Origin of the sequence: Enterobacter cloacae complex sp. CARB60, assembly GCF_036487345.1 — a bacterium.
In the GTDB taxonomy this organism is placed as follows: Bacteria; Pseudomonadota; Gammaproteobacteria; order Enterobacterales; family Enterobacteriaceae; genus Enterobacter; species Enterobacter asburiae_D.
The window spans coordinates 4273340-4290033 of record NZ_JAZKLC010000002.1 but is presented as its reverse complement, the minus strand read 5'-3'; the positions used below and the strand labels follow the sequence as shown (position 1 = coordinate 4290033).

Genomic DNA, 16694 nt, shown 5'->3' with positions numbered 1-16694 from the left:
GTGAGGTTAAGCGACTAAGCGTACACGGTGGATGCCCTGGCAGTCAGAGGCGATGAAGGACGTGCTAATCTGCGAAAAGCGCCGGCGAGGTGATATGAACCTTTGACCCGGCGATGTCCGAATGGGGAAACCCAGTGTGATTCGTCACACTATCGTTAACTGAATACATAGGTTAACGAGGCGAACCGGGGGAACTGAAACATCTAAGTACCCCGAGGAAAAGAAATCAACCGAGATTCCCCCAGTAGCGGCGAGCGAACGGGGAGCAGCCCAGAGTCTGAATCAGCTTGTGTGTTAGTGGAAGCGTCTGGAAAGTCGCACAGTACAGGGTGATAGTCCCGTACACGAAAGCACACAGGCTGTGAACTCGAAGAGTAGGGCGGGACACGTGGTATCCTGTCTGAATATGGGGGGACCATCCTCCAAGGCTAAATACTCCTGACTGACCGATAGTGAACCAGTACCGTGAGGGAAAGGCGAAAAGAACCCCGGCGAGGGGAGTGAAAAAGAACCTGAAACCGTGTACGTACAAGCAGTGGGAGCACCTTCGTGGTGTGACTGCGTACCTTTTGTATAATGGGTCAGCGACTTATATTCTGTAGCAAGGTTAACCGTATAGGGGAGCCGAAGGGAAACCGAGTCTTAACTGGGCGTTAAGTTGCAGGGTATAGACCCGAAACCCGGTGATCTAGCCATGGGCAGGTTGAAGGTTGGGTAACACTAACTGGAGGACCGAACCGACTAATGTTGAAAAATTAGCGGATGACTTGTGGCTGGGGGTGAAAGGCCAATCAAACCGGGAGATAGCTGGTTCTCCCCGAAAGCTATTTAGGTAGCGCCTCGTGAACTCATCTTCGGGGGTAGAGCACTGTTTCGGCTAGGGGGCCATCCCGGCTTACCAACCCGATGCAAACTACGAATACCGAAGAATGTTATCACGGGAGACACACGGCGGGTGCTAACGTCCGTCGTGAAGAGGGAAACAACCCAGACCGCCAGCTAAGGTCCCAAAGTCATGGTTAAGTGGGAAACGATGTGGGAAGGCACAGACAGCCAGGATGTTGGCTTAGAAGCAGCCATCATTTAAAGAAAGCGTAATAGCTCACTGGTCGAGTCGGCCTGCGCGGAAGATGTAACGGGGCTAAACCATGCACCGAAGCTGCGGCAGCGACGCTTATGCGTTGTTGGGTAGGGGAGCGTTCTGTAAGCCGTTGAAGGTGTCCTGTGAGGGGTGCTGGAGGTATCAGAAGTGCGAATGCTGACATAAGTAACGATAATGCGGGTGAAAAGCCCGCACGCCGGAAGACCAAGGGTTCCTGTCCAACGTTAATCGGGGCAGGGTGAGTCGACCCCTAAGGCGAGGCCGAAAGGCGTAGTCGATGGGAAACAGGTTAATATTCCTGTACTTGGTGTTACTGCGAAGGGGGGACGGAGAAGGCTATGTTAGCCGGGCGACGGTTGTCCCGGTTTAAGCATGTAGGCGGGAGTTTTAGGTAAATCCGGAACTCTTTTAACGCTGAGGTGTGATGACGAGGCACTACGGTGCTGAAGTAACAAATGCCCTGCTTCCAGGAAAAGCCTCTAAGCATCAGGTAACACGAAATCGTACCCCAAACCGACACAGGTGGTCAGGTAGAGAATACCAAGGCGCTTGAGAGAACTCGGGTGAAGGAACTAGGCAAAATGGTGCCGTAACTTCGGGAGAAGGCACGCTGATATGTAGGTGAAGCCCCTGCGGGTAGAGCTGAAATCAGTCGAAGATACCAGCTGGCTGCAACTGTTTATTAAAAACACAGCACTGTGCAAACACGAAAGTGGACGTATACGGTGTGACGCCTGCCCGGTGCCGGAAGGTTAATTGATGGGGTTAGCGGCAACGCGAAGCTCTTGATCGAAGCCCCGGTAAACGGCGGCCGTAACTATAACGGTCCTAAGGTAGCGAAATTCCTTGTCGGGTAAGTTCCGACCTGCACGAATGGCGTAATGATGGCCAGGCTGTCTCCACCCGAGACTCAGTGAAATTGAACTCGCTGTGAAGATGCAGTGTACCCGCGGCAAGACGGAAAGACCCCGTGAACCTTTACTATAGCTTGACACTGAACACTGGTCCTTGATGTGTAGGATAGGTGGGAGGCTTTGAAGCGTGGACGCCAGTCTGCGTGGAGCCGACCTTGAAATACCACCCTTTAATGGCTGGTGTTCTAACGTAGACCCGTAATCCGGGTTGCGGACAGTGTCTGGTGGGTAGTTTGACTGGGGCGGTCTCCTCCCAAAGAGTAACGGAGGAGCACGAAGGTTAGCTAATCCTGGTCGGACATCAGGAGGTTAGTGCAATGGCATAAGCTAGCTTGACTGCGAGAGTGACGGCTCGAGCAGGTGCGAAAGCAGGTCATAGTGATCCGGTGGTTCTGAATGGAAGGGCCATCGCTCAACGGATAAAAGGTACTCCGGGGATAACAGGCTGATACCGCCCAAGAGTTCATATCGACGGCGGTGTTTGGCACCTCGATGTCGGCTCATCACATCCTGGGGCTGAAGTAGGTCCCAAGGGTATGGCTGTTCGCCATTTAAAGTGGTACGCGAGCTGGGTTTAGAACGTCGTGAGACAGTTCGGTCCCTATCTGCCGTGGGCGCTGGAGAATTGAGGGGGGCTGCTCCTAGTACGAGAGGACCGGAGTGGACGCATCACTGGTGTTCGGGTTGTCATGCCAATGGCATTGCCCGGTAGCTAAATGCGGAAAAGATAAGTGCTGAAAGCATCTAAGCACGAAACTTGCCCCGAGATGAGTTCTCCCTGACTCCTTGAGAGTCCTGAAGGAACGTTGAAGACTACGACGTTGATAGGTCGGGTGTGTAAGCGCAGCGATGCGTTGAGCTAACCGATACTAATGAACCGTGAGGCTTAACCTTACAACGCCGAAGCTGTTTCGGCGACGAGAGACAGACAATCAATTTCAGCCTGATACAGATTTAACAGAATTTGCCTGGCGGCTTTAGCGCGGTGGTCCCACCTGACCCCATGCCGAACTCAGAAGTGAAACGCCGTAGCGCCGATGGTAGTGTGGGGTCTCCCCATGTGAGAGTAGGGAACTGCCAGGCATCAATTAGAAGAACCCCGTACCGTAAGGTGCGGGGTTTTTTGCTTTGTGCGTCAGAAATCATGCCGGATGGCGGCTTCGCCTTATCCGGCCTACAAAATCCACAGGCTAGACAAGCGGATCCCACGATAAAGAGAAACAAGAATACAAAGAAGGGATTTATAAACGCAGAAAAGCAAAAACCCAGCCATAGGCTGGGTTCTTTAAATAGTGGTGCCCGGACTCGGAATCGAACCAAGGACACGGGGATTTTCAATCCCCTGCTCTACCGACTGAGCTATCCGGGCAACGGAGCGCATTAAACCGCAATCGCGCCTTATCGTCAACATTATTTCGGGAAAAGCTGTTCAGTTGCTTAACTTTGCGGCAATCTGATGGTTTACGCGTCGAATACGGCAAATTTAACAGATTCGCTTACGTCAACGCCCCGCCCATACGGCACTGAGCAAAGCGCAGAATATCTTCCGCCAGTCGGTGCGCGGTATCCACATCGGCCTGGCTACGGTTCACCAGCATGCGGCTGAGGCAACCTTCCAGCACCAGCTCCATCTGTTTCGCCACCATCGCCGGATCATCGACCTCCAGCGTGGTCAGCAGCTCGTGGGTAAAGTCATGCGCTGCCCGTTTTTGCTGCTCCGCCAACTGGTGGACAGGATGGTCGGGATCGGGATAGAACGTACAGGCCGCAATAAACAGGCAGCCCGGATAGCGGTTGTTGCTGACGCATTCCGTCAGGGCGGTATAGCGCGCCAGCAGCTTTTGCTCTGCAGTCAGTTCTTCATTCAGCATCAGCTGCCTGCGCCAGATATCAACCTGCTGGCTGAGATAGCGCAGGGCATCATAGAGTAGCGCCTCTTTATCCGGCCAGAAGCGCTTAAGTTCATCCAGAGGATAATCGATACGGTCGGCTACCATCTCAAGCGTGGTGCTGGCGATCCCTTGAATCTCAAGTAGTTGCAGGGCTTGTCCCAGTACGTCTTCACGTTGCACGGTTATCTCCTCCGCTATTCCCAACGGTTTGTCCCGTTTAAAGTGTTGTTTACGGTTGGCGATTGCGCAAATGCGCGCTAAATGCCGCTGCATCCATAAACCCGGTTACACGCTGTTCTGGCTGCTCCTGGCCCTGTTGATTGAAGAACAGAATGGTTGGCAGCCCGAGCACGTTAAGCTGCTTCAGCAGAGCCTTATCCTGCGCATTATTGGCTGTCACGTTCGCCTGGAGCAAAACGGTCTCTTTCAGGGCGCTTTGCACCTGCGGATCGCTAAAGGTGTATTTTTCAAACTCTTTACAGGCGACACACCAGTCTGCATAGAGATCGAGCATCACCGGTTTGCCTCTTGCCTCTGCCAGGGCGCTGTTGAGTTCATCCACGTTTGTAATCTGGGTGAAGTTCAGATGCGCTTGCGTCTGACTCACCGGTGTGCCGAACGCCCAATCCTGCAGAGGGCGTACGCTCACCAGCGCGGCAGCCAGCAGCAGGATTTGCACCAGCCGCATCCATGGCCGTTTCGCCCCCAGGCTGACGATAAACGCCCAGGCAAAGAATGCTACGCCGAGCATCGCCCACAGGCGCAGGCCCCAGGCGTCGCCGAGGATACGCTCAAGGAGGAACACCGGCAGCGCCAGAATCACAAAGCCAAATGCGGTTTTCACCGTTTCCATCCACGGGCCGCTCTTCGGCAGCAGTCGATTGCCGAAAACCGTGACCAGAATCAGCGGCAGTCCCATGCCCAGGGCATACAGATACAACGTTCCGCCGCCGAGCAACATATTGCCGCTCTGGGCGATATAGAGCAGGATGGCGCTCAGCGGTGCGGTGGTGCAAGGGGAACAAATCAAACCGGCGATGGCTCCCATCGCGAATACCCCACCCGGCGAGCCACCCTGCTGGCGGTTACTCATTAGCGTTAAGCGAGTTTGCAGCGCAGACGGTAGCTGCAGGGTAAACAGGCCAAACATCGACAGTGCCAGCAGTATGAAGACAATCGACAAGCCAATAAGGACGTAAGGATGCTGAAGCGCAGCCTGGAACTGTAACCCGGCAGCGGCAACCACAAGGCCAAGGGCAGTGTAGGTCAACGCCATACCCTGCACGTAAATAAAGGCTAACAGCAGGGCGCGTGCGGTGGAAAGCCGTTGCTTACCGCCCAGCACGATGCCAGAGATGAGCGGATACATCGGCAGTACGCAGGGGGTAAAGGCAATGCCAATGCCAATCAATAAGGCCCAGAGCGCTGAGAACGGAAGGTCTGCGCGGTCTTCGCTCTTCTCGTCCAGGGGGGGAGTGGAAACGGCAGCAGCCGCTTTCACTTCGCTGAGCGGAACAACCTTCGTCTCCGGCGGATAGCAGAATCCGGCATCCGCGCACCCTTGATAGGTGACGGTCAGCGTAGCGCCTTTATCCGCCTGATTCACCGTGACGGGGACGCTTAAGCGCTGGCGGTAGATTTCACTCTTGCCGTAGAACTCGTCCTCGTGCCACTCGCCAGCGGGCAACTGTAATGCGCCCACGTTTGCCTGGGCAGGGGTAATGCTCACCTGCTTGCGGTAGAGGTAATAACCCTCTTTCACCTGCCAGGTAAGATTGAGATCGTGCTGGTTTTGCTGAAAATCGAAAACAAACGCCTGGTCGGCAGGGATGAAGTTCGAACGGCCGGGCGCGTCAAACAACCCGGCAAAAGCTGACGTGCTGCACAGCAGCAGGATCAGCGTAAGGAAGCGTTGAGCCATGAGAGATAGTCGTTATCGCCATGAACCACTGGCAAGACCAGCAGTTCCGGGGTTTGGTAAGGATGATGAGATTTGAGGCAGTCAAGCAGCGCCTGCTGGTTCGCCCGATTGGTTTTCAGCAGCATCTGGACTTCGTACTCCTGCTCCAGCTTGCCTTCCCAGTAATAAAGGGAGGTGGCGCCGGGGAGGAGCGTCACGCAGGCTGCCAGTTTTTCGGCCAGCACTTTGGCGGCGAGATCCTGGGCAGAGGCTTCATCAGGGGCGGTACACAGTACGACAACAGCATCAGGCGTGTTCACAAGTCGACCTCCTCATCACGAAAGGGTCACTATATCACGCAAGGCGGTTGGTCATTAATGAAACGGGCCGCAGAGCGGCCCGATTTTAACTATTTTTACAACCACTCACCGTTTACAGCACCACGCCGCCAATGATAAAGCCGAGGATCACGCAAAGTGAAATGGCGACCACGCCCGGGATAAGGAACGCGTGGTTAAACACATATTTACCGATACGGGTTGAGCCGGTGTCGTCCATCTCCACCGCCGCCAGCAGGGTTGGGTAGGTTGGCAGAACGAACAGGGCAGAAACCGCCGCGAAAGAGGCAATCGCGGTCAGTGGCGTAACGCCCAGCATCAGTGCCGCAGGCATCAGCGCTTTGGTGGTCGCCGCCTGGGAGTAAAGCAGGGTAGCGGCAAAGAACAACACCACAGCCAGCAGCCACGGGTAGTTGTGCAGCAGGTCGCCTGCTACGGTCTGAATATCGCTGATGTGCGCTTTCACGAAGGTATCACCGAGCCACGCCACGCCCAGTACGCACACGCAGGCGCTCATACCGGATTTGAAGGTGCTGGCGTTCAGCACTTCGCTGGTATCAATTTTACAGGTGATGCTAATCAGCGTCGCGATGGTCAGCATAAACACCACAATCGCTTCGTTACGCGGCAGAACCGGGTTCTGGATCAGGCCCACGGTATCGCTGATGGCGGTCGCGTAGAACATGACGGCGACAATACCGATCAGGAACAGCAGCACGGAGCGTTTCGCGTGCGGCTTCAGTTCGAAGACCTGGCTGCCGCGCAGTCTCACTTCACCCTTGGCAAGGCGTTCCTGATAAACCGGATCGTCTTTCAGTTCGGCGCCGAGGAAGTTACACAGCACGGCGGTGATCATCACCGCAATCAGCGTCACCGGGATACAGATCGCCAGCAGCGTCAGGTAGCTCACGCCCATCGGCTCAAGGATACCGGCGAAGAAAACCACCGCAGCGGAAATCGGCGAGGCGGTAATCGCAATCTGGGACGCAACGACGGCAATAGAGAGCGGACGAGACGGACGGATACCCTGCTCTTTCGCCACTTCGGTAATCACCGGCAGCGTAGAGAAAGCGGTGTGGCCCGTACCGGCGAGAATGGTCATAAACCAGGTCACCAGCGGGGCAAGGAAGGTAATGTATTTTGGATGGCGGCGCAGCATACGCTCCGCCAGGCTCACCAGGTAGTCCATACCGCCTGCCACCTGCATGGCGGCGATAGCGGCAATAACGGCCATGATGATTTCGATAACGTCAAACGGGATTGCGCCGGGTTTAATCTGAAAGATAAGGGTAAGAACGAGCACCCCGAGACCGCCGGCAAAACCGATGCCGATACCCCCGAGTCTTGCTCCCAAATAAATCGCCAACAAGACGATGACGAGTTCTGCTCCAAACATAAGGACCTTCCTTGCTTATTAACAAGTTGATATTGAATTGTTGTATTTTGGTAACGCCTAAAAAGAAAAAAGGCACGTCACAAGTGACGTGCCTTAAGAAGCCTAGCCTGAACGGTTACTGTTCGCTTTCATCGGTATATCGTTTTGCTTTATATGCCGGGTGCATCAGGTTCTGGGCCGAGAAGATATCGTCCAGCTCAGCTTCGGTCAACAGCCCGCGCTCCAGCACTACTTCACGTACGCTCTTACCGGTTTCGGCGCAAATCTTACCGACGATGTCACCGTTGTGGTGACCGATGAACGGGTTGAGGTAGGTGACGATCCCGATGGAGTTATAGACATAACCCTCACAGACTTCTTTATTCGCTGTGATGCCGTTAATGCATTTTTCCAGCAGGTTGTAGCAGGCGTTCGTCAGGATGTGGATAGATTCAAACATCGCCTGGCCAATCACTGGCTCCATCACGTTCAGCTGCAGCTGACCCGCTTCAGAGGCCATGGTCACGGTTGTATCGTTGCCGATGACCTTGAAGCAAACCTGGTTCACCACTTCCGGCACAACCGGATTCACCTTGGCTGGCATGATGGACGAACCCGCCTGCAGTTCTGGCAGGTTGATTTCGTTCAGGCCAGCGCGCGGACCGGAAGAGAGCAGGCGCAGGTCGTTACAGATTTTGGACAGTTTCACTGCCAGACGTTTCAGGGCGCTGTGTACCATGACGTAGGCGCCGCAGTCGGACGTCGCTTCAATCAGGTCTTCTGCAGGCACAACCGGCAGGTTAGAGACTTCAGCCAGTTTCTGTACCGCCAGCTGCTGATAGCCGTCCGGGGTGTTCAGACGCGTACCGATGGCGGTTGCGCCCAGGTTCACTTCCAGCAGCAGCTCGGAGGTGCGCAGCAGGTTTTTAGTCTCTTCGTTCAGCAGCACGTTAAACGCGTGGAATTCCTGGCCGAGCGTCATCGGCACCGCGTCCTGCAGCTGGGTACGACCCATTTTCAGGATGTCCTGGAACTCAACCGCTTTACGCTGGAAGCCATCGCCCAGCTGGTTGATCGCATCCACCAGCTTCACCACAGAGGCATACACCGCGATACGGAAGCCGGTAGGGTAGGCGTCGTTGGTGGACTGGCATTTGTTAACGTGGTCGTTCGGGTTCAGGTACTGGTATTCACCTTTCTGGTGACCCATCAGCTCCAGGCCGATGTTTGCCAGTACTTCGTTAGTATTCATGTTGACGGAGGTACCCGCGCCGCCCTGATAGACGTCAACCGGGAACTGATCCATGCATTTGCCGTTGTTCAGCACTTCATCGCAGGCCGCGATAATCGCATTTGCCGCGCTTTTAGGAATGGTTTGCAGCTCTTTGTTGGCCAGCGCTGCGGCTTTCTTCACCATCACCATGCCACGGACAAACTCAGGGATGTCGCTGATTTTGCTGTTGCTGATGTAGAAGTTTTCAATCGCTCTCAGAGTGTGAACACCGTAGTAGGCATCCGCTGGAACTTCCCTGGTACCCAACAAGTCTTCTTCGATACGAATGTTGTTTAACATGTGAACCTTCTTTTCAAGCTGCCGATGGATTGTACTAAACACACAGTATTTATGTGGTTTTGAATATTTTCTGGCCGACGATTATTCCCTCAATCAGCCAGATGCTCGAGATCATATGCTGATGATAGCGAATTGCCGTAAGCTGGATCACTTATTATCGAGCCGATTACATGATAATTATTAATCTGTGAAATGGGTCACCGCTTTAATATTTCCAAAAAAAATATCCGTGCAAACTGATTGAATTTTCGCTAACCGTCACCATTTCATACAAACGCGCGTCGCGAACACATTCAGACAGGGGCCCGACGGCCCTTGCCACACAGGAGATGCCAGTGCGCTGGATACCGTTTATTGCTTTCTTTCTCTATGTTTACATTGAGATTTCCATTTTCATCCAGGTTGCCCATGTGCTGGGCGTCCTGCTGACGCTGATTCTGGTAATTTTCACCTCCGTCATCGGCATGTCGCTGGTGCGTAATCAGGGTTTCAAAAATTTCCTGTTAATGCAGGAGAAGATGGCCGCAGGCGAAAGCCCGGCAGCGGAGATGATCAAAAGCGTATCGCTGATTATTGCGGGGCTGCTGCTGATCCTGCCGGGGTTCTTCACCGACTTCCTTGGCCTTCTGCTGCTTCTGCCGCCGGTGCAAAAACACCTGACCATGAAGCTGCTGCCGCATCTGCGCTTTAGCCGTATGCCGGGGGGCGGGTTCAGCACCGGGCCTGGCGATACATTTGAAGGGGAGTATCAGCGTAAGGATGAACAGCACGACCGTTTAGACCATAAAGACGATCGGTGATTTTGTTGCCCGGTGGCGCTTCGCTTACCGGGCTTTCGGGAGCGCACCGCGCTTTGGCAAAAACAGCCACAGCCCTGCCAGCATGACTATCGCGTACACACTCTTCCATCCCACCATCGCCAGCAACAGCAGGCAAAGCACGCCCCCGACGACCGCCAGTGCTTTATAGCGACCTTTCAGCAAGCGACATCCCGCCAGCATGCACAGCAGGTAGATCATGATGAAAATGCCGTTGGCGTAGACGATCAGCGCGTCCAGATTGATTTTCAGTGCGTAAATACACAGCGTGCTCAGCACGCAGCAGCCCAGTACGGCATTCAGGGCATTCAGCGGAAGCTGGCGTTTAGACAGGCGCGCGAGGCGATTCTCGGGTTTGTCGAGCGCCTGCGACCACACCAGCCGGGCAAAGCTCTGGATATAAATATTCAGGCTGGCAAAACAGGCCAGATAGCCAATGACGCAGGCGATCCACAGCGCCTTCACGCCGAACAGTTTAACCACGATACCCGGCAGCGATGCAGCAGCAGCGAGATCCGCACCGAACGCGTTGAAGTGTAATACGAGCACGGTACACGCCCAATAGACCGTACCTGCCAGCAGCAGGCCTATCATCAGCGCGCGGGGGAAATCTCGCTCAGGCTGCTTAAACTCCGACGCCAGATGAGCAAAGGCCTCCAGGCCTACAAAACACCAGAACATGACGGAAAGCGCGGCGAAAAGCTGTGAATGGTCGACGTCTGTCACCGCCGGGAAGGGAATTTCCTTGATTGTGATATCGCCCGCCCACCAGATAGCGGCAACGAGTGCAACAATCAGCACCGCAACCAGCGTCTGCAGGTTGGCGCTGGAGCGGGCTCCGCGAGAGCCTACCCACCAGACGATAGCCAGCGTACCCAGTTCGGCCAGCAATAACTGCTCGTTATGCCAGCCAAACAGCGCCTGACCAAAGCCGGTCGCAATGTGCAGCGCCGCAGGAAGGCCAACCGGAATGACGGAGAGAAACAGCCAGCCGGTGACGCGCTGCAGCCGCGAGCCAAAGGCCAGGCCGACAAAGTGCGCCACGCCGCCCGCGCTGGGGAAATGCCGCCCCAGGATGGCAAACACAATGGCTATCGGGAAAACCAGTACAATCAGCGCAGGCCACGCCCACAGGCTGTTATTTCCAGCCACCAGCGCCGCCAGTGCGGGTACGGCAAACACGCCCGTACCTAACAAGGAGGTTGAGAGCAGTCCAACGCCCTGCGCCAGCCCCAACTCCTGCTTGAGTCCACTCATTGACATCGCCCTGCCCGTACCAAAAGAGAGGCGATGGTAACACTTTCGCAAATTTTTTTTTCGACTCCCCCTTGAAGGGGGAAAAAGCTATCCCCATCTCTCAGGGCACTAGTCGGAAAACCGCATGCGGGCCGGCGTCATCCATAACTGATAATGACTTTCTCAAAGGAGAGCTATCAATGAGTATTCGTCCGTTACATGATCGTGTGATCGTCAAACGTAAAGAAGTTGAAACCAAGTCTGCTGGCGGCATCGTTCTGACCGGTTCTGCAGCAGCCAAATCAACGCGTGGCGAAATCATCGCTGTCGGTAAGGGCCGCATCCTGGAAAACGGAACTGTGCAGCCACTGGACGTTAAAGTTGGTGACATCGTAATTTTCAACGATGGCTACGGCGTGAAATCCGAGAAGATCGACAATGAAGAAGTGTTGATCATGTCCGAGAGCGACATTCTGGCAATTGTTGAAGCGTAATTTACGCACGAGAATTTGAGGAAATAAGAACATGGCAGCTAAAGACGTAAAATTCGGTAACGACGCTCGTGTAAAAATGCTCCGCGGCGTAAACGTACTGGCAGATGCAGTTAAAGTGACCCTGGGCCCGAAAGGCCGTAACGTAGTGCTGGATAAATCCTTCGGCGCGCCAACCATCACCAAAGATGGTGTTTCTGTAGCACGTGAAATTGAGCTAGAAGACAAGTTCGAAAACATGGGCGCGCAGATGGTGAAAGAAGTTGCCTCTAAAGCGAACGACGCTGCAGGCGACGGTACCACCACCGCGACCGTACTGGCGCAGGCGATCATCACCGAAGGTCTGAAAGCCGTGGCTGCGGGCATGAACCCAATGGATCTGAAACGTGGTATCGACAAAGCCGTCACTGCCGCTGTTGAAGAACTGAAAGCGCTGTCCGTACCGTGCTCTGACTCTAAAGCCATTGCTCAGGTTGGTACCATCTCCGCTAACTCCGACGAAACCGTAGGTAAACTGATCGCTGAAGCGATGGACAAAGTCGGTAAAGAAGGCGTGATCACCGTTGAAGACGGTACCGGCCTGGAAGACGAACTGGACGTGGTTGAAGGTATGCAGTTCGACCGCGGTTACCTGTCCCCATACTTCATCAACAAGCCAGAGACTGGCGCTGTTGAGCTGGAAAGCCCGTTCATCCTGCTGGCTGACAAGAAAATCTCCAACATCCGCGAAATGCTGCCAGTGCTGGAAGCCGTTGCGAAAGCAGGCAAGCCGCTGGTTATTATCGCTGAAGACGTTGAAGGCGAAGCGCTGGCGACCCTGGTGGTTAACACCATGCGCGGCATCGTGAAAGTGGCTGCGGTTAAAGCACCTGGCTTCGGCGATCGCCGTAAAGCGATGCTGCAGGATATCGCTACCCTGACCGGCGGTACCGTAATCTCTGAAGAGATCGGTATGGAGCTGGAAAAAGCGACCCTGGAAGACCTGGGTCAGGCGAAACGCGTTGTGATCAACAAAGACACCACCACCATCATCGATGGCGTGGGTGAAGAAGCCGCTATTCAGGGCCGCGTTGGTCAGATCCGTAAGCAGATCGAAGAAGCAACTTCCGATTACGACCGTGAAAAACTGCAGGAGCGCGTAGCGAAACTGGCTGGCGGCGTTGCGGTAATCAAAGTTGGTGCGGCGACCGAAGTTGAAATGAAAGAGAAAAAAGCACGCGTTGACGATGCCCTGCACGCGACCCGTGCTGCGGTAGAAGAAGGCGTGGTGGCTGGTGGTGGTGTTGCGCTGGTGCGTGTTGCCGCTAAGCTGGCAGGCCTGACCGCACAGAACGAAGATCAGAACGTGGGTATCAAAGTTGCGCTGCGCGCAATGGAAGCGCCTCTGCGTCAGATCGTGTCCAACGCCGGTGAAGAGCCATCTGTTGTGACCAACAACGTGAAAGCGGGCGAAGGTAACTACGGTTACAACGCGGCAACTGAAGAATACGGCAACATGATCGACTTCGGTATCCTGGACCCAACGAAAGTGACCCGTTCTGCTCTGCAGTACGCGGCATCTGTAGCGGGTCTGATGATCACTACCGAGTGCATGGTAACCGACCTGCCTAAAGGCGATGCACCTGACTTAGGTGCTGCTGGCATGGGCGGCATGGGCGGTATGGGCGGCATGATGTAATCGTGCGTTCTACGTCGTAGAATGTGAAAAACCCCCGGGCAGAAATGCTCGGGGGTTTTTCTTTTGGTCATCTTTTAGGTATAAGATTTACACACGGACAACTACTGTCCAGCTTATTGAAAACGAGGAATAACATGCGCGTAAAAGTCTGTGCAGGGATCGTAGGGGCAGCATTGCTGCTGGCGGGTTGTAGCTCCAGCAATGAGCTGTCGGCAGCGGGCCAGGGCGTTCGCTTTGTGGAAGATAAGCCTGGCAGTGAATGCCAGCTGTTAGGCACGGCAACCGGTGAGCAAAGTAACTGGATGTCAGGTCAGCATGGCGAAGAAGGTGGTTCTATGCGCGGTGCGGCGAATGCCCTGCGTAACCAGGCGGCGGCAATGGGCGGCAACGTGATTTACGGCGTGAGCAGCCCAACGCAGAGTATGCTGTCCAGCTTCGTGCCGACCGCCAGCCAGATGAACGGCCAGGTCTACAAGTGCCCAAACTGAGTTAACGTGCTGATGGCGCTGCGCCCGGACCCCGTAGGGCAGGTAAGCGTAGCGCCACCTGCCTTTTTACTGCTGCCGCAGCTGCAAATCCAGCGGCGTCTTGCTCGGCTCTCCGCCAATCTCGCGTGCCAGCTTCGGCACCATATAGCCTGAAACCAGCGTTAACAGTTCACGCATAATCTTCCGGGCTTCTTCATCCGTCACCATGAAATGGGCCGCGCCCTGAACGCGATCCAGCACGTGCAGGTAATAGGGCATCACGCCCGCATCAAACAACGCATTGCTCAAATCTGCCAGCACGCGAGCGCTGTCATTCACGCCGCGCAGCAGCACGCTCTGGTTCAGCAGCGTCAGGCCCGCTTTACGCAGCCGCGCCATCGCCGCGCGAAACGCATCGTCAATTTCGTTTGCGTGGTTGATATGGTTCACCAGCAGCACCTGCAAGCGGGACTGCTCCAGGCGCGACACCAGGCCGTCCGTGATCCGCGCCGGAATGACAATCGGTAAACGGCTGTGAATGCGCAGGCGCTTAATATGCGGAATGGCTTCAAGCTCGGTCAGCAGCCAGTCCAGCTCATGATCTTTCGCCATCAGCGGGTCGCCGCCGGAAAAAATAATCTCATCCAGCTCCGGATGGGCGGCGATATAGTCCAGTGCGACCTGCCAGTTGCGTTTATTGCCCTGATTTTCGGCGTAAGGGAAGTGCCGACGGAAGCAATAACGACAATTTACCGCGCAGCCGCCTTTTACCAGCAGCAGGGCACGGTTGAGATACTTGTGCAGTAAACCCGGCACCACGCTGTTCTGCTCTTCCAGCGGATCGGTGCTATAACCCGGTGCGGTGACAAACTCATCCTGCGAAGTAAGCGTTTGTTTTAATAGCGGATCGTTGGGGTTGCCTTTCTCCATTCGCGCCACAAACGCACGGGGAACGCGCAGGGCGAAAAGGCGCTTTGCCTCGCGGCCTGCAAGCAACTCTGGGTGCTGATCGAGGTCTAAAAGACGCAGCAATTCATCAGGACTGGTGATTACATCGGCAAGTTGCGATAACCAATCTTCTCTGGACGGGGTGTTTAGGGTTACAATATGCGCCATTTTGTGGCTTAGCTACCAGTTAACAAATTTAGAGGGCCTTATGGCAACGTACTATAGCAACGATTTTCGTGCTGGTCTTAAAATCATGATGGACGGCGAACCGTACGCGGTTGAAGCCAGCGAATTCGTTAAACCAGGTAAAGGCCAGGCATTCGCACGCGTTAAGCTGCGCCGTCTGCTGACCGGTACCCGTGTTGAGAAAACCTTCAAGTCTACTGACTCTGCTGAAGGCGCTGATGTTGTTGATATGAACCTGACCTATCTGTACAACGACGGTGAGTTCTATCATTTCATGAACAACTCCACTTTCGAACAGCTGTCTGCTGATGAGAAAGCGGTAGGTGACAGCGCTAAATGGCTGCTGGATCAGGCTGAGTGCATCGTGACCCTGTGGAACGGCCAGCCTATCGCTGTGACCCCACCAAACTTCGTAGAACTGGAAATCGTTGAAACCGATCCAGGCCTGAAAGGTGATACCGCAGGTACCGGCGGTAAACCAGCCAAACTGTCTACCGGTGCAGTGGTTAAAGTGCCGCTGTTCGTACAGACTGGCGAAGTGATCAAAGTGGATACCCGCTCCGGCGAATACGTATCCCGCGTGAAGTAATTTACGTTATGATTGAAGGCGCAGCGCCCGCTGCGCCTGATTTTTGCAGGCAGGGATGATGAAACGTACCGTTAAAATTCTGCTTCTGTTAGCGCTCTCCAGCGCAATGCTTTCCGGGTGTAACACCGCGCGCGGCGTGGGTGAAGATATCCAGGATCTCGGCCATATCATTTCTCACGCTGCCAGCTAAAACCGTCTAATTTTCCTAAAAATGCTTCCTTTTCCGTCAAACGACGGGATCTTGTCTATTCTTAAGTTGCTATACACAAAACAACTTTGGCTATAAAAGGAAGATATTATGGTTAAGAAAACAATTGCAGCGATCTTTTCTGTCCTTGTGCTTTCCACAGTGTTGACTGCATGTAATACCACCCGCGGCGTAGGGGAAGATATCTCCGACGGTGGTAGTGCTATTTCCGGTGCAGCAACGAAAGCCCAGAACTAAAAGTATGGACGGTACGGCACGGCACTCTCACCGTACCGTCAATTCTCGACTTCCTGCAGGGATAAAAACGGAGAGAAACGCGTATCCATATGCAGTTTCATGCGGATATTGCGCTTGTAGGTATAAACCGTTTTTCCGTTGATACTCAGGTGAGCGGCAATCTTCTGATTGCTCGCGCCGTCCATCCACAATGTCAGTACCTTCTCTTCCTGCCGGGTGAGCAGGGGGGCGGCCGCTGTTGGCCTTTCAGCGTATGAGCGCGAGATCAATGCCTCATTGATAACCGTTGCCACTTGTCCGAGACTGGCGTTTTTCAATAACGACGACCACACCGGGAACTGGCCGAGCCAGTCTGTCATGCCATGGTCCTCTCCCGATTGCAGCAAAATAAACGGTAAGCGTTCACTGGCGTTGAGCAAGGACGAGAGCTGCTGAAAATGGTGAATATCCTGCCTGAAGCCGTACAGGTCAGCGATAACCAGCGTGGGTTTCCATTGCAGAATGTGCTCTCTGGCAAGGAACAGATTATTCAGCCCGGTCACAACGTAGTGTCCCGGGAACAAACCGGAATGATTGAGCCATGCTTCAAACCCCGTACGGGTGAAGTGACAACGGTCAATCAAAAGAATTTTGAACATATATTATTCGCAGTCGGCTAGTGGTTTGGCTTCCTGCCATCAGAAAGCACATCATCATAGAGAAGTCGGATGAGTGCTAAATGCCGGAACTACGCGCCATACTG

General features: G+C 54.4%; 15 protein-coding genes, 1 tRNA gene and 2 rRNA genes. 9 read left to right on the top strand and 9 right to left on the bottom strand.

The window, feature by feature from the left end:
• Window positions 1-4: 4 nt before the first annotated feature.
• Both V4835_RS21655 and rrf read left to right on the top strand, forming a co-directional pair.
• Window positions 5-2910: ribosomal RNA gene (locus V4835_RS21655) — 23S ribosomal RNA — on the top strand.
• 73 nt (window positions 2911-2983) lie between these two features.
• Window positions 2984-3099 (top strand): 5S ribosomal RNA (rrf, locus tag V4835_RS21650).
• Window positions 3100-3309: 210 nt separating this feature from the next.
• Here rrf and V4835_RS21645 read toward each other — a convergent pair.
• The 6 genes from V4835_RS21645 to aspA form a co-directional block, all read right to left on the bottom strand.
• Window positions 3310-3385, bottom strand: a tRNA-Phe gene (locus tag V4835_RS21645).
• 127 nt (window positions 3386-3512) lie between these two features.
• Entirely contained in the window at window positions 3513-4088 is a 576-nt protein-coding gene (locus V4835_RS21640; protein ID WP_063144120.1) for a transcriptional regulator, read from the bottom strand.
• Between the two features lie 49 nt (window positions 4089-4137).
• The gene (locus V4835_RS21635; RefSeq protein ID WP_063144119.1) at window positions 4138-5829 is read right to left on the bottom strand and encodes a protein-disulfide reductase DsbD; all 1692 of its coding nucleotides are present in this window, start codon (window positions 5827-5829) and stop codon (window positions 4138-4140) included.
• Window positions 5805-6128: a divalent cation tolerance protein CutA gene (gene cutA, locus V4835_RS21630; RefSeq protein ID WP_063144118.1), complete on the bottom strand. Its 324-nt coding sequence runs from the start codon at window positions 6126-6128 to the stop codon at window positions 5805-5807. Before cutA ends, V4835_RS21635 begins: the two co-directional genes overlap by 25 nt.
• Before the next feature lie 112 nt (window positions 6129-6240).
• Window positions 6241-7542: an anaerobic C4-dicarboxylate transporter gene (locus V4835_RS21625; protein WP_023334226.1), complete on the bottom strand. Its 1302-nt coding sequence runs from the start codon at window positions 7540-7542 to the stop codon at window positions 6241-6243.
• 115 nt (window positions 7543-7657) lie between these two features.
• The gene (gene aspA, locus V4835_RS21620) at window positions 7658-9094 is read right to left on the bottom strand and encodes an aspartate ammonia-lyase (RefSeq protein WP_003855923.1); all 1437 of its coding nucleotides are present in this window, start codon (window positions 9092-9094) and stop codon (window positions 7658-7660) included.
• Window positions 9095-9429: 335 nt separating this feature from the next.
• On the opposite strand from aspA, the gene V4835_RS21615 reads away from it, so the two are divergent.
• Window positions 9430-9894 carry an FxsA family protein gene (locus tag V4835_RS21615; protein ID WP_032651318.1) on the top strand — a complete coding sequence of 155 codons (465 nt, stop codon included), beginning with the start codon at window positions 9430-9432 and terminating at the stop codon, window positions 9892-9894.
• A 24-nt stretch (window positions 9895-9918) separates the two neighbouring features.
• On the opposite strand, the gene yjeH is transcribed toward V4835_RS21615, so the two are convergent.
• Window positions 9919-11169 (bottom strand): L-methionine/branched-chain amino acid transporter, encoded by a 1251-nt coding sequence (gene yjeH, locus V4835_RS21610; protein ID WP_331413659.1) that lies wholly within the window; start codon window positions 11167-11169, stop codon window positions 9919-9921.
• A gap of 179 nt (window positions 11170-11348) precedes the next feature.
• On the opposite strand from yjeH, the gene V4835_RS21605 reads away from it, so the two are divergent.
• The 3 genes from V4835_RS21605 (at window position 11349) to V4835_RS21595 (ending at window position 13805) form a co-directional block, all read left to right on the top strand.
• Entirely contained in the window at window positions 11349-11642 is a 294-nt protein-coding gene (locus V4835_RS21605; RefSeq protein ID WP_003855929.1) for a co-chaperone GroES, read from the top strand.
• A 31-nt stretch (window positions 11643-11673) separates the two neighbouring features.
• Window positions 11674-13317: a chaperonin GroEL gene (gene groL / locus V4835_RS21600; RefSeq protein WP_029742112.1), complete on the top strand. Its 1644-nt coding sequence runs from the start codon at window positions 11674-11676 to the stop codon at window positions 13315-13317.
• Between the two features lie 134 nt (window positions 13318-13451).
• Window positions 13452-13805 (top strand): DUF4156 domain-containing protein, encoded by a 354-nt coding sequence (locus V4835_RS21595; protein WP_023310115.1) that lies wholly within the window; start codon window positions 13452-13454, stop codon window positions 13803-13805.
• A gap of 66 nt (window positions 13806-13871) precedes the next feature.
• Here V4835_RS21595 and epmB read toward each other — a convergent pair whose 3' ends face one another.
• The gene (gene epmB / locus V4835_RS21590) at window positions 13872-14900 is read right to left on the bottom strand and encodes an EF-P beta-lysylation protein EpmB (protein ID WP_331413657.1); all 1029 of its coding nucleotides are present in this window, start codon (window positions 14898-14900) and stop codon (window positions 13872-13874) included.
• A 40-nt stretch (window positions 14901-14940) separates the two neighbouring features.
• On the opposite strand from epmB, the gene efp reads away from it, so the two are divergent.
• The 3 genes from efp (at window position 14941) to ecnB (ending at window position 15952) form a co-directional block, all read left to right on the top strand.
• Window positions 14941-15507: an elongation factor P gene (gene efp / locus V4835_RS21585; protein WP_010427766.1), complete on the top strand. Its 567-nt coding sequence runs from the start codon at window positions 14941-14943 to the stop codon at window positions 15505-15507.
• 58 nt (window positions 15508-15565) lie between these two features.
• Window positions 15566-15697, top strand: coding sequence for an entericidin A/B family lipoprotein (locus tag V4835_RS21580; protein ID WP_047346103.1), 132 nt, complete (start codon window positions 15566-15568; stop codon window positions 15695-15697).
• Between the two features lie 108 nt (window positions 15698-15805).
• Window positions 15806-15952, top strand: a complete 147-nt coding sequence (ecnB, locus tag V4835_RS21575) for a lipoprotein toxin entericidin B (RefSeq protein ID WP_063144115.1) — start codon at window positions 15806-15808, stop codon at window positions 15950-15952.
• 38 nt (window positions 15953-15990) lie between these two features.
• Here ecnB and V4835_RS21570 read toward each other — a convergent pair whose 3' ends face one another.
• Window positions 15991-16590: a helix-turn-helix transcriptional regulator gene (locus tag V4835_RS21570; RefSeq protein ID WP_063144114.1), complete on the bottom strand. Its 600-nt coding sequence runs from the start codon at window positions 16588-16590 to the stop codon at window positions 15991-15993.
• Between the last annotated feature and the right edge of the window lie 104 nt (window positions 16591-16694).